The 13,154-nt window shown below is 39.4% G+C and carries 13 protein-coding genes; 3 read left to right on the top strand and 10 right to left on the bottom strand.

Annotated features, from left to right (window positions below; genetic code table 11):
- The 10 genes from D1B33_RS10445 to D1B33_RS10400 form a co-directional block, all read right to left on the bottom strand.
- The gene (locus tag D1B33_RS10445; protein ID WP_118876325.1) at positions 1-1,104 is read right to left on the bottom strand and encodes an HD-GYP domain-containing protein; all 1,104 of its coding nucleotides are present in this window, start codon (positions 1,102-1,104) and stop codon (positions 1-3) included.
- A gap of 400 nt (positions 1,105-1,504) precedes the next feature.
- Positions 1,505-2,866 (bottom strand): bifunctional metallophosphatase/5'-nucleotidase, encoded by a 1,362-nt coding sequence (locus D1B33_RS10440; RefSeq protein ID WP_118876324.1) that lies wholly within the window; start codon positions 2,864-2,866, stop codon positions 1,505-1,507.
- A 34-nt stretch (positions 2,867-2,900) separates the two neighbouring features.
- A complete protein-coding gene (locus D1B33_RS10435; RefSeq protein ID WP_118876323.1) occupies positions 2,901-3,722 on the bottom strand; it encodes a sulfite exporter TauE/SafE family protein in 822 nt (273 codons plus the stop codon).
- Positions 3,722-4,579, bottom strand: a complete 858-nt coding sequence (locus tag D1B33_RS10430) for a DUF72 domain-containing protein (RefSeq protein WP_118876322.1) — start codon at positions 4,577-4,579, stop codon at positions 3,722-3,724. The genes D1B33_RS10435 and D1B33_RS10430 overlap by 1 nt, the downstream gene beginning before the upstream one ends.
- 169 nt (positions 4,580-4,748) lie before the next feature.
- A complete protein-coding gene (locus tag D1B33_RS10425; protein WP_118876321.1) occupies positions 4,749-4,895 on the bottom strand; it encodes a YezD family protein in 147 nt (48 codons plus the stop codon).
- A gap of 100 nt (positions 4,896-4,995) precedes the next feature.
- On the bottom strand, positions 4,996-5,529 hold the full coding sequence (ssuE, locus tag D1B33_RS10420) for an NADPH-dependent FMN reductase (protein ID WP_118876320.1): 534 nt from the start codon (positions 5,527-5,529) through the stop codon (positions 4,996-4,998).
- 261 nt (positions 5,530-5,790) lie between these two features.
- Entirely contained in the window at positions 5,791-6,861 is a 1,071-nt protein-coding gene (locus D1B33_RS10415; protein WP_118876319.1) for a sulfate/molybdate ABC transporter ATP-binding protein, read from the bottom strand.
- Positions 6,862-6,873: 12 nt separating this feature from the next.
- Positions 6,874-7,752, bottom strand: a complete 879-nt coding sequence (cysW, locus tag D1B33_RS10410) for a sulfate ABC transporter permease subunit CysW (protein ID WP_118876318.1) — start codon at positions 7,750-7,752, stop codon at positions 6,874-6,876.
- Between the two features lie 14 nt (positions 7,753-7,766).
- The gene (gene cysT / locus D1B33_RS10405) at positions 7,767-8,603 is read right to left on the bottom strand and encodes a sulfate ABC transporter permease subunit CysT (protein ID WP_118876317.1); all 837 of its coding nucleotides are present in this window, start codon (positions 8,601-8,603) and stop codon (positions 7,767-7,769) included.
- Positions 8,604-8,780: 177 nt separating this feature from the next.
- Positions 8,781-9,854 (bottom strand): sulfate ABC transporter substrate-binding protein, encoded by a 1,074-nt coding sequence (locus D1B33_RS10400; protein WP_118876316.1) that lies wholly within the window; start codon positions 9,852-9,854, stop codon positions 8,781-8,783.
- A 390-nt stretch (positions 9,855-10,244) separates the two neighbouring features.
- On the opposite strand from D1B33_RS10400, the gene D1B33_RS10395 reads away from it, so the two are divergent.
- From D1B33_RS10395 to cysC, 3 genes are all read left to right on the top strand, one after another.
- A complete protein-coding gene (locus D1B33_RS10395) occupies positions 10,245-10,952 on the top strand; it encodes a phosphoadenylyl-sulfate reductase (RefSeq protein WP_118876315.1) in 708 nt (235 codons plus the stop codon).
- Between the two features lie 103 nt (positions 10,953-11,055).
- Positions 11,056-12,195, top strand: coding sequence for a sulfate adenylyltransferase (gene sat, locus D1B33_RS10390; RefSeq protein WP_118876314.1), 1,140 nt, complete (start codon positions 11,056-11,058; stop codon positions 12,193-12,195).
- A gap of 235 nt (positions 12,196-12,430) precedes the next feature.
- Positions 12,431-13,027 carry an adenylyl-sulfate kinase gene (gene cysC / locus D1B33_RS10385; protein ID WP_118876313.1) on the top strand — a complete coding sequence of 199 codons (597 nt, stop codon included), beginning with the start codon at positions 12,431-12,433 and terminating at the stop codon, positions 13,025-13,027.
- The last annotated feature ends 127 nt before the right edge of the window (positions 13,028-13,154 follow it).

The following is a 13,154-nucleotide window of genomic DNA, read 5'->3' as shown; positions in this document are numbered from 1 at the left end:
CTATTCGGTTTCTGCTATGTAATCCGTCTCCACTTTCTCTATAGAGACATTTGCTTCTTCAGCTAAGTTAAACAAATAGGTAGATTTTAATAGTTGTCCATTCTCTTCAAAAATCCGCAGACTTGGCAATGCTGCGTTTCGCATGTTTTGTTTTACAACGATGCCACGGCGCCCATCCGACAATAAAAGGATTGTGCCATTTGGATAATGAACCACACTTTTCAGAAATGCATCGACGACTTTTTCATCAAAAATCTTCCCTCTTCCGGCTTGAATAATGTCTATGCCTTGGGAAGGAAGCATTTTATTGCGGTACACGCGGTTGGATGTGACTGCATCAAACACATCAGCCACCGCAATAATTTTGGCATATGGGTGGATTTCGCCACCTACGAGACCCCGTGGATACCCACTGCCATCCATTCGTTCATGATGTTGAAATGCACAGTGCGCGATGATCAATGAAACGGTATGTAAATTTCTTAAAATTTCAAACCCATCCCGGCTATGTTGTTTCATGATTTCGAACTCTTCATCCGTAAGACGACCTGGTTTAAACAGTATTTCGCAAGGCACCTGCATTTTGCCTACATCGTGCAATAACGCACCCAGTCCAAGCATTTTCAAATCATCTCGGGAGTATTCCAACTCTTTTGCAATGGCAAGCGAATAAAGCGTTACTTGGAAGGAGTGCTGATAAATATATTCATCGTATAATAGTGTATCCGTTAAAACCATTAACATTTCGTCACTATTCAACAGACAATCAAGTAAATCGTCTACCATTTTTCCGATTTCCTTCGTTTTCTTATCGATAACAAGGGCAGCTGTTTTGCCCCTCAATCCTTTTATTTCATGAAATGAACCGGTAATTTGTTTTACTGCCTTTTTGCGGACTTCAATTGGAACGGTTTCTTCAATTGCAATTCCATCTGAAATGCCATCCTCAATATAAACATATTGAATTTTCAATTGTTTCAGGCGATCAATCAGCCGATCTGACAGTACGACATCCCTTTGAATTAAAGGAAGCCCTGCCTCGTTCCAGATTGTCTTTCCGTTTACCATGCCTGGTTTCACAACATTTATTGATATTAAACGCATCCCACTTTACCTCAATCCTAATCCTATGTGTCAACAGTCTTAATAATGGCTATAATCAAATTCGCCTTGGCGTATTTGGGTCTAGATTTTTATCGAGCTTAGGCCTGCACGATGCAGGTCAGTTAGCCGTAGTCGCAGGACGCGACGATTTTAGGCTAACGTCCTCTTTAATTTTCCTTTAAAAATCTATGACATCCGCCGGAGGCTTTAGACTAACATGATGTTAGTCACTTAGACGTTGTTGCTGTCGCTTCGCTTTCGCACAAAAAACATCTGCCACAGGACGTGGCGTTATTAGTCTAAGTTCATTTATTTCAGTTGCTTTGAACCTGCACAAAATGCATTAACATTCTGCATTCATCTCACTATAAATAAAAGTAGAATATTTTACTGATTGAAGTTAAAAAGTCTTTTTACAATACTCGGCTAAAATATCACGCAAAAACAACGGTAGAACATAATGCTTTTGAGCATATTTAAAGGTCGGGAAAAAGTAGCCAAATGTAAACATATCCAAAGTAGCCAGTTTATATTGCCGGTCCAACTCCACTATTTCGCCTTTTATGAGAAGGTCCCTCTTTTTATTCATTGAAAAATCATAAGTCAGCATTTTTCCGAAAATCGATCCTCTAAAGCCAAGCCCTTTTAACTCAAGCAAAGGCCACTCTTCGTTTTGAGCTTGCAAATAGACTTCCTTCAGCTCTTTCCCGCTCAAATCTATTACACATATATTTATCGGATGAGGTAAAATTTTATGAATATCATATGAAGTAATATTCCCTTTTTTTAAACCATGAAGGAAAATTCCGGCGTTGAACATTGCGCAATCTGCACCTGTAAAGTCCAGTACCGCTTCGGCAAAAAGATTCGACAGCCGTGAATAGTGGAACCATTCTTTGTTATAGTGTTTCGCTGTTTGAAAAATAGGGGTTTGCAATAGCTGCATTCCTTCTTTTGAAAGATCCGCCAAAAACAGTGCTTCGCCATCCATTTCAGGCAAAATGGCATTTTCAATGACTTCTTCTTTCTTCTTTACTAGAGTATGGGATGAATGGTCAAACTCCAGGTTAAGATGGCCTGTATAGGCGCCAAACTTGCCGCAACCCGTCAATAAGACACCGTTAACGACTTTTCCTTGCTCCAATAGATGATGCGTATGGGAACCAAAGATAACATCAAGATCCGGGCACTCCTTAGCCAATAATTCATCCTCTGTAATGCCAAGATGCGAAAGACACACTAAAATATCGACTTCATTTCTTAATTTTTTTGCCATTTGCATAAGCACTTTTCTGGGTTCGGAGATATGCCAATTCAATTCCTTGTAAAACAATTCATAATTGGCCGTAGCGCCGATTACCCCAATTTTCGTGCCATATTTGGTGTGCAGGATAGTGTACGGTTTTAGCCAATTTGGTTGCGGCCCCTCTATCGGCGCAATGTTGCTTACCACAACGTCAAATTCGGCCGCTTCGTAAAGTGAATATAACTCTTCGAAAGAAAGGGTAATCCCTTCATTATTGCCCATTGTCACAACATCGTATTGCGCCTCATTTAAGAGTTTTACATTTCCTTTCCCCAAAGTTCCTTCTGTATAAATATTGGAACGGTCGAGATGGTCTCCTATATCAAATAAAAAACTAGGTTCTCCCAACTTGGCGAACTCCAAGCGTTGATTTCGAATATAGTCATGCATTCGCTGCCAATATTCGAAATGGCTATGTACATCATTTGTATGGAAAATATGAATGGTTTCAAGCAATCGGATCACCCCCTATAAATTTGTGCTTATTGCGTTAGGATAGTCCTTCCATTATAGACCGAATCCCGATTAACAACATAACGATTTGCAATGCAAGGATGACTGTTCTTGATTGCATTCTTTTATTCAGGGCGGCACCGCCTTTTGCACCTATATAAGCACCGACGATAACAGGCACAGTATACATCCATGGCACATTGCCCAAATAGATATGGCTGGTGGAGTTCACAAGGGACGATAAAAACACCATAAACATGGAAGTTGCCACTGCCACATGCGGCGGGAACAAAAATAATAAAACCATTGCCGGAACGAGTAAAGAACCTCCACCAATTCCGAATACTCCTGAAATGATTCCTACAAAGAAACAAAAAGCAAGTGCAAACCAAATAGGATAGCCATAGACGAATTGCTGGCCGTTTTTATCTGTAAATTCCCTTTTTGTTCCATGATTGACAAACCAGTGAATGGGTTTTAATTTATCGCGGACTACCAGCAAAATCGAGATAAAAACCAAAAATAATCCGAAGTACAAATTAAATGAGGGTAAATTCAGGAATTTATTCAACCAGGCACCCAAAATCGTTCCTGGTATGCTGCCGATAAAAAAGATAAATCCACTTTTAAAATCGACTTGTTTATTTTTCATATAGGACAGAGTGGAAGACAGTCCCGTAAAGATCATCATAACTACGGACAAGCCAACAACGGTTTGTGGAGTGATTTCAGGAAACATTCCAAGATTTACTCCAATAAACAAAGTAGCGGGGATTAATACAACGCCCCCGCCCAAACCTACAAGTGAGCCAACGATTCCGGCTGCTGCGGCAATCAAGGCAAGCAATAAATATTCCATCAAAATTCTCCTTCAAAAAAATCCAGCTGCTTCGGGGCAAGTCCTTCAAAGTCGAGATGCAGCATTTGCTGCAAAGTCTTTGCGTTATCCGCCGCATGATGCCCTGAATTATTGTTGAACAGTACATAAACTTCATCACATTGCTGTTCCAACTTCTTAATTTTATTTGCTAAATCAGACAATTCTTCCTCATTGTAATCATAAAGAAAACGAACTTCCCGCCAATTTTCCGTTGACCCGGAATTTCGCCACCCAAACACATTTCGTCCATGAATTCTTACCAACGCTTTTTGGTGTGTCGCTTCCGCAACAAACGGAACAGATCCAATGCCCGCTTGTGGTTCGTCGCAAACGGTATGAATGAATTGGTGCTCTTTTAAAAAGCTGATCGTCTCCTCTTTCCTTTCCGCGCTGTACCAAGTTCGGTTGCGGAATTCAATGGCAACCTGAAAACCGTCAAGCTGCTGTTTTACATAGCGAATATAATTGACATTTTTTACTGTACAATCAAACCAAGGAGGAAACTGTACAAGCACCATTGCCAACTTATTTGCCTCCTGGAAAATGGAAGCACTTTGGCGGAAGGCTTCAAACATGTCATTGCGGGTTTCATAGGGATTGTCTTCTCTTAGATGACCCGTTATCCCCTGATAGGCCTTCATGACAAATTGAAAGTTTTGCGGCGTTTCATTTAGCCATTTTTCGATATTTTGAGCTGAGGGAATCGCATAAAAAGAAGTATCCAATTCTACAATCGGAAAATGACCGCTATAATCAAAAAGCTTATCTCGTTTTGTTGAATTTGTACGATAAATCGAAGGATGATCTCCCCACCCGGTTAATCCAATTTTTATCATTATTCTCTTCCTTTATTTTAGCTTAATATCATTTCTAATATGTATAAATTCCTTTTCTCCTTGAGTATAAACCATTCCATTCAAAAAAGGGAAGAAGGCCCGCCCGACTCGGGAAGATAAAAAAAGTTCGTTCACGCAAGTCGCGCAAATCGAACTTTTTAAAGTACATTTACTTTAGCCTGATCTTTTCGTTTTTTTCTATTTGAACCACAGAATCATCATGAACAACCAGTGTAATCGAACCATAATTCATTGAAGATAACATCTTCTCAATATTCTTTAATACTAATTGAATGTTCTCTTGCTTTTTACTCATAGCCCTCTTCCTCTCTTAAAAGTAATCGTAAATTTCCGGTATAACCCTATTATATTGATGTAATCAGATTAGATTACTTAGTTTTAAGATAAAAAATAAATTAACTTACGAATTGGCGAATAGGCAACTTTTGGAGTTCATTGTTTAATCGCTCTAATGCTGAATCTTGAATTTTATATTCACCTTTATCCAGTTTTTCAACGTGCTGATCCAGGATGAAGACTGCATTTAAAATTTGAGTAGCGCCCAAAACCGATAGCACAGGTTTTAATGTATATTCGATTGCCAATAAGTGGCCAATCGAACCACCGATTGCTATAGGAACGATGGTTTTGTTTTCAAGACCTTTTTGGGGAATAACATCCAGAAATGTTTTTAAAACGCCCGAATACGAGGCTTTAAAGATCGGTGTTAGTACAACTATAATTTCCGATTCAGCAACAATTTTATTTGCTTCTGCAATTTCTTTTTTTGAGAAATTCCCTGTAATTAAATCTTCTGCTGGCAGTTCATACACAAAAATAGATTGAGTTGCAACTTTGACATTTTCCAAGTATTTCTCAATATATTGATGGATTCCCGTTAACCTGGAGTCTTTCTTAACATTCCCATTTATAATGACTGCTTGAACCATACCGACAACTCCTTTTTAAATAGTTAACTTTGGCCAAAATAAGGCTACATCTCTCCTAAAAAAAGATGCAGCCTTTAGTTTGTCTAATCAGCTAAATGTTTTTAATTATAATAATTCACCAATAAATCAAATTAAAACCAACCATTCTTATAAGAATACTTTATCATTTTCTGTAAAATTGTCAATAATTTTTCTTAACATTGCCTAACCATTCTATCTAGTGTATATATTTTTTACTTTAAACGCATAATTTCTAAAACTTTATATCGAAAAATCTTCCGGTATAAACACCCTTAACTGCTTTGGACGAACGTAGACTGTTTCTCCTTTTTGAATGTTTAAATCAAGATATTGTTCTTTTGTCAGTTCCGCTTCAAGGTATTCTTCACTATCTTCACGTTTTAGCTCGACTTGCACAATCGGACCAATAATATGAATATAAGTAATTTTTGCAGCAACCGTTTCGTTATTAACCTTTTCCTTTTCAATTTGTATATCATGAGGGCGCACATATCCCACGGCTTCTTCATGCGAATCTAAATAAGTCGGTACATGAATCTCGAATTCCCCTTGCGTTAACTTTCCTTTGTGCAAACGTCCTCTAAATAAATTCACATTGCCCAAAAAATCATAAACAAAGGGACTGTTCGGCCGATCATATACTTCTTCCGGTGTTCCAACTTGTTCGATTTTTCCGTTGTTCATGACGATAATCCGATTGGCCACATCCAGCGCTTCTTCCTGGTCATGCGTTACAAAGATGCTTGTCACATTGAATTCATTATGAAGCTTGCGCAGCCAGCGGCGTAATTCTTTTCGCACCTTCGCATCCAGCGCCCCAAAAGGTTCATCCAACAAAAGAACTTTAGGCTCTACAGCTAGAGCGCGCGCCAATGCTACCCGTTGACGCTGACCGCCAGAAAGCTGCGTTGGATATCGATCTGCAAAATTCTCGAGTTTGACTAAAGTTAATAATTCCTTCACTTTTTTGGCAATCTCTTCTTTGGACGGCCTTGTTTTGCGCGGTCGTACTTTCAAGCCGTAAGCTACATTATCAAACACCGTCATATGGCGAAATAATGCATAATGCTGGAAGACGAATCCGACTTCCCGCTCTTTCGGACTGACATTTGTGATATTTTGGCCATCGAATAAGATTGCCCCTTCATCCAACCCTTCCAGACCAGCCAATATGCGCAACAGAGTCGTTTTCCCGGAACCCGATGGCCCAAGAAGCGCAATCAGTTCACCGGATTCAATATCGATCGAAATATCACTTAACGCCTGAAATGAACCGAAGGATTTTGAAACATTTTCGATTTTAATACTCATCGTTTGGCCTCCCTATACATTCTTTGCTTTCCATTCAATAATGTTTTTAATGATAATTGTAATAATGCCAAGTATGGACATTAATGAAGCTACTGCAAAAGCGGCTGTAAATTGGTATTCGTTATAAAGAATTTCGATGTGCAGCGGCATGGTATTAGTCATTCCGCGAATATGGCCCGATACAACCGACACGGCACCAAATTCGCCCATTGCACGGGCATTACATAAAATCAATCCGTATAGTAATCCCCATTTAATATTGGGCAACGTGACACGGAAGAATGTTTTCAACCCGCTGGCGCCCAAGGAAATCGACGCTTCTTCCTCTGTGATTCCTTGCATTTGCATAAGCGGGATAAGTTCTCTTGCGACAAAAGGGAATGTAACGAACAAGGTAGCAAGCACCATGCCCGGCAAAGCAAAAACAATTTTTATATCATGTTCAAATAGCCAATTTCCAAACAAACCTTGCGCACCAAACAACAAAATAAATACCAACCCTGCGATAACCGGGGAAATCGCAAATGGCAAGTCAATTAATGTAATTAAAAAATTCTTTCCTTTAAATGAAAACTTCGTAATGGCCCATGCTGCCGCTATTCCAAAAATCGCATTTAACGGTACAACAATCAGCGCTACAATTAGGGTAAGTTTGATTGCCGATAAAGCATCAGGTTCTGTAATCGAGGCAACATAAGTATTCCACCCTTGGCTAAGTGCAGTGGCAAAAATGGAGACAAGCGGCAAAAATAAAAATAGCGTTAAAAATAATAAAGAAATTGTAATAAGTGTCCATTTAATCCAAGCTGCTTCTTGCAAAACATACGGCTTCGTAGAGGTTGTGCTAATGGAAGCTGAAGCTTCTTGATTGATGTCGATTAACTTTGCCATCGTTTCTTCCCTCCTTATTGCTGGTTAAATTTTCGATTCGTAACCCATTGAATCATGTTGATGACAAACAGCAAGACAAAGGAAGCGACCAGCATGACCGTTGCAATTGCTGTAGCGCCTGCATAATCGTATTGTTCAAGTTTTGTCATTATAATAAGTGGCGTGATTTCCGTTTTCATCGGCATATTTCCTGCTATAAAGACGACTGATCCATACTCTCCCAGTGCACGGGCAAATGCTAATGAAAAACCGGTAAGGATTGCAGGCAAAAGTTCCGGAAAAATAACTTTTGTAAATGTTTGAAAACGGTTGGCCCCCAAACTCGCAGAAGCTTCTTCCACTTCACTGCTCAAGTTTTGAAGCACAGGCTGAACTGTCCGAACAATAAAAGGCAATCCGATAAAGGTAAGAGCAATGATTATCCCTAAGGGCGTAAAGGAAATCTTGAAGTCAAAAAATTGCCCAATCCATCCATTCGGTGCATACAGTGAGGTTAAGGCAATTCCGGCTACCGCTGTGGGCAAAGCAAACGGCAAATCCACAAGACCGTCGATAATTTTTTTGCCCGGAAATTCATAGCGAATTAAAACCCAGGCAATAATCGTTCCAAATACTACATTTATAAGACCAGCGGCAAATGCGGCGCCAAAAGTTAATTTGTAGGAGGCAACCGCCCGTGGATGCGTGATCGTTTCATAAAATTCATTCCAACTCATCGAGATGGTATTAAAAAAAACCATTGATAGTGGCAGCAGCACAATAAGGCTCAAATAAATCATGGTGTAGCCAAGGGTTAAAGAAAAACCGGGTATAATGGTATTCTTTTTTCGTTTCTTCCAAGTTAGTTCCATATGTATCCCCCTTTAGAATCTTGTACGACAAGTCTTCTTATCAAGAAAAGTTCAGGCTGGCTGCTTTCCTTTCACAGCTAAATAATGCCATGAATTTAAATCTTTTAAATAAAGAGGTGTCTCCGTTCGAGACGCCTCTTGTAAGACCTTAGAATTTCCGATTACGATTCTCTTTTATTATTGATAGATTTCGTCGAAAGTGCCGCCGTCAGCAAAATGAGTTTTTTGCGCTTCTTGCCACCCACCGAAATCATCAATTGTGATTAAATCCAATGTTTGGAATTGGTCTTTATACTTTTCAAGAATTTCTTCATTGCGTGGACGATAGTAATTTTTGGCAGCTATTTCTTGCCCTTCATCGGAATATAAATATTCCAGATAGCTCTGAGCTACTTCACGCGTCCCTTTTTTATCCACGATTTTGTCTACAACCGCTACAGGTGGTTCCGCTAAAATACTTAATGAAGGCGTCACAATCTCAAATTCATCTTTGCCTAATTCATTTAATGAAAGGTAGGCTTCATTTTCCCAGGCGATTAATACATCACCGATCCCACGTTCAACAAAAGTTGTCGTGGAACCACGGGCACCAGAATCCAGCACTTCCACATTTACAAACAAATCTTTCATAAATTGTTTAATTTTCTCTTCATCCCCATTGAACTTTTTGGCTGCATAGCCCCATGCGGCTAAATAGTTCCAGCGGGCCCCGCCGCTCGTTTTAGGGTTTGGCGTAATCACGGACACATCGTCTCTTACTAAGTCTTCCCAGTCTTTAATGTTTTTTGGATTTCCTTTGCGAACCAAAAAGACCATTGTTGATGTGTAAGGTGATGAATTATGCTCAAATTCAGTTTGCCAGTCTTCATTTAATAACTGACGTGTTTGTGCAATTTCATCAATATCGTATGCCAATGCCAATGTCACGACATCCGCTTCCAAACCATCTATCACAGCGCGTCCTTGTTTACCCGAGCCACCATGCGATTGCTGGAAGGTTACATCTTGACCTGTCTCTTCTTTCCAATGTGCAGCAAATGCTTCATTGAACTCTGTATACAATTCACGTGTTGGATCATACGAAACGTTTAAAATTTCCACCGGCTCTTTCGCGGCTGTTGTTTCATTCGTTGGCGTTTCCTTCGACTCACCTGTTTGTTCCGCAGCTTTCTCTGTGTCCTCACCGCATCCTACAAGCAGTACTGCAACTAAAAATAATAGCGGTAAAAGCAATTTTTTGATTTTCCCCATGTTCTTCTCCCCTTTTTTTGAAAAAAAATAGGTTGCATACTTATCCCTTTGAAGTAAGGGATAGATGCAACCTTCAGTGTGTCTGATCGGTACATATTCAATTATTTTTTAAGATGAATATGAACAAATCATCTTGTTAACACAATAATCTAACTTTTCCGATAAGTCAACAAGGAATTAAAAAATTTTAAAATTATAAAGATTGGAATTAAAAAACAATTTAAAATTGACTATTTCTACTAATATAGTATACTTTAAATCATAGAAAGCTTTTTTGCATTGAGGCAACAGATGCCAGATGTTAAAAAAGATCGCTTTATTTTTAATTTTAAAGACGTTTTTATAAAGCAGCAAAACGCTTTAACTATTTAATAAGGGGAGGAACCATCCATGCTTACTTATGATACATGGGAGGATACAGATACAGTCGTTCAATTTGAAGTGGACGATGAATATAAAGGTGCCCTGAATGTTTTAAAATGGGCTTACGAACATTATGGCGAAGAAATTGTTTATGCATGCAGCTTCGGGATTGAAGGAATTGTTTTAATCGATTTAATTGCCAAAGTAAAACCGGATGCCAAGATCGTTTTCCTGGATACGGATGTTCACTTTAAAGAAACTTATGAAACGATTGATAAAGTGAAAGAGCGTTACCCGCAATTACGTATTGAAATGAAGAAACCGGCACTTACTTTGGAAGAACAAGCTGAGCAATACGGCGATGAATTATGGAAAACTAACCCGAACCAATGTTGCGCCATCCGTAAATTAACGCCTTTGCGAGAAACATTGACTGGGGCAAAAGCATGGATTTCCGGATTGCGCCGAGACCAATCCGAGACAAGAAAAAATACGGAATTTATTAATCTTGACAACAAATTCAACTCTGTTAAAGTATGCCCTCTTATCCACTGGACTTGGAAAGATGTATGGCGCTATGTCAGCAAGCATGAATTAACATACAACCCGCTTCACGATACAGGCTATCCAAGTATCGGCTGCCTACATTGTACAAAACCAGCTTTCACAATGGACGATTTGCGCTCCGGAAGATGGTCAGGACAAAACAAAACAGAATGCGGATTGCATGACTAATTGAAATGCGAAGGCGGCTCTACACGAAGGGCTGGCATTCGCAGCTGGACAGTATTCAAAATATTAGTACTTTTTAATCTTTCAACAATAGGAGGAAATGTAAATGAGTCTTCAACCACACGGAGGAGTATTAGTTCAAACTTACAAACCAAATGAATCACTGGAAAATATCGAAAAGGAAATCCAATTGGATGCCATTGCCCTAAGTGACCTTGAGTTAATAGGAATTGGTGCATATAGTCCACTTGACGGTTTCCTGGCTCGAGAAGATTATGAAAATGTGGTTCAAAATATGCGTCTTTCTTCTGGAACAGTCTGGAGTATTCCTATCACATTGCCAGTAGCAGATGAAACTGTTGCAAATTTAACAATTGGTGAAAAAGCAAAGTTAACATTTAACGGTGAAGTGTATGGAATAATCGAAATTAATGACATCTATACACCAGACAAAAATGTTGAAGCTCGTTTAGTGTATGGCACGGACGATTTAAATCATCCAGGCGTCAAAAAATTGCACGATCGCCCCAACACATATGTAGGTGGAAAAACGGTTTTAGTCAAAAAATCCGAAAAACAATTCCCTGCTTATACATTTGAACCAAAAGAAACAAGAGCGATTTTTGAGGAGAATGGGTGGAAAACAATCGTTGGTTTCCAAACAAGAAACCCTGTCCACCGCGCACATGAATACATTCAAAAAGTAGCGTTGGAAACAGTGGATGGTCTTTTCCTGAATCCACTTGTGGGCGAAACGAAATCCGACGATATTCCGGCCAACATCCGTATGGAAAGCTATGAAGTTTTACTAGATCAATATTATCCAAAAGAGCGAGTTCAATTAGGCGTTTTCCTTGCTGCAATGCGCTACGCTGGTCCAAGAGAAGCGATTTTCCATGCGCTGGTTCGCAAAAACTACGGATGCACGCATTTCATCGTTGGCCGCGACCACGCAGGTGTAGGCGATTATTACGGTACGTATGACGCTCAAAAAATCTTTGAAAACTTTACACCTGAAGAAATCGGCATCACTCCTATGAAATTTGAGCATAGTTTTTATTGCACGGCTTGCGAAGGCATGGCAACAACGAAAACTTGCCCGCATGATGCATCTTCACGCATTATCTTATCAGGTACAAAAGTTCGTGAAATGCTAAGAAACGGTGAAATTCCACCAAGCACATTCAGCAGAAAAGAAGTTATTGAAGTATTAATTCGCGGTTTACGCCAAAAAACGCATTCATAAAAGAAAAGCGGAGGCGGCTCGTTCAGCTCCGACAAAAACTGGCCGACAAAAAACGCCACGTCGTGTGGCATTGTCGGCACTAACACCTCCATGTGTGTCGGAGGTGCATCCTGAAAGGGCGCTCTTTGCCCTTTCAGGATGCACTGAAAGTTTTCGAGGAGCTAGCCGCCGCAGCTGGACACTACCAAAGTCCAGAAAATAATTATTCCCATTACATAATAAAGAGGTGTCCATTTTGAGTTCCAATATTGTATGGCATGAAGCATCGATCGGTAAAGAAGAAAGAAGAGAAAAAAACAATCATCAAAGTTTCATACTTTGGTTTACAGGTCTTTCTGCTTCTGGAAAATCATCCATTGCTAATTCATTAGCACGAGCATTATTCGAAAGAGGAAATCAAAGCTTCGTCCTGGATGGCGATAATATCCGCCACGGGCTAAATAAAGATTTAGGTTTCGATGAAGATTCACGTAAAGAAAATATTCGTCGAATCGGTGAAGTTTCCAAGCTGTTTGTAGAAAGTGGCCAAATTGTGTTAACTGCCTTCATTTCTCCATATCAAGAAGATCGGGATGTTGTCAGATCACTTGTAGCTGAAGGTGAATTTATCGAAGTCTATGTAAAATGCTCTGTTGAAGAATGCGAGCGTCGTGATCCAAAAGGGCTTTACAAGAAAGCAAGAAATGAAGAAATTAAAAACTTCACGGGAATCAGTGCTCCTTATGAAGCACCAGTAAATCCTGAAATTGTTGTGGATAGTGAGCAATTTACGATTGAAGAATGTACAGAACAACTTATTGAATTTTTAACTTCGAAAAACTATATTAAATAATAATTAAAATAGCTGTTATATGAGTTGTTACTGGAACTTGTTTAACAGCTATTTCTTTTCATCATTTTCTTCTACCTTTCCATGTCCGGGTCAAATAGCATATTGGTCTTTATTTTTAATAACTATT

This window comes from Ureibacillus yapensis, from assembly GCF_003515775.1.
Classification (GTDB): domain Bacteria; phylum Bacillota; class Bacilli; order Bacillales_A; family Planococcaceae; genus Ureibacillus; species Ureibacillus yapensis.
This window is presented reverse-complemented; position numbering and strand designations above follow the sequence as displayed.

Excerpts from the sequence above, each read along its gene's own strand:
- D1B33_RS10445 (WP_118876325.1), bottom strand. The coding sequence starts at position 1,104 with ATGCGTTTAATATCAATAAATGTTGTGAAACCAGGCATGGTAAACGGA.
- D1B33_RS10435 (WP_118876323.1), bottom strand. The coding sequence starts at position 3,722 with ATGGAATATTTATTGCTTGCCTTGATTGCCGCAGCAGCCGGAATCGTT.
- D1B33_RS10430 (WP_118876322.1), bottom strand. The coding sequence starts at position 4,579 with ATGATAAAAATTGGATTAACCGGGTGGGGAGATCATCCTTCGATTTAT.
- D1B33_RS10425 (WP_118876321.1), bottom strand. The coding sequence starts at position 4,895 with ATGAGTAAAAAGCAAGAGAACATTCAATTAGTATTAAAGAATATTGAG.
- ssuE (WP_118876320.1), bottom strand. The coding sequence starts at position 5,529 with ATGGTTCAAGCAGTCATTATAAATGGGAATGTTAAGAAAGACTCCAGG.
- D1B33_RS10415 (WP_118876319.1), bottom strand. The coding sequence starts at position 6,861 with ATGAGTATTAAAATCGAAAATGTTTCAAAATCCTTCGGTTCATTTCAG.
- cysW (WP_118876318.1), bottom strand. The coding sequence starts at position 7,752 with ATGGCAAAGTTAATCGACATCAATCAAGAAGCTTCAGCTTCCATTAGC.
- cysT (WP_118876317.1), bottom strand. The coding sequence starts at position 8,603 with ATGGAACTAACTTGGAAGAAACGAAAAAAGAATACCATTATACCCGGT.
- D1B33_RS10400 (WP_118876316.1), bottom strand. The coding sequence starts at position 9,854 with ATGGGGAAAATCAAAAAATTGCTTTTACCGCTATTATTTTTAGTTGCA.
- D1B33_RS10395 (WP_118876315.1), top strand. The coding sequence starts at position 10,245 with ATGCTTACTTATGATACATGGGAGGATACAGATACAGTCGTTCAATTT.
- sat (WP_118876314.1), top strand. The coding sequence starts at position 11,056 with ATGAGTCTTCAACCACACGGAGGAGTATTAGTTCAAACTTACAAACCA.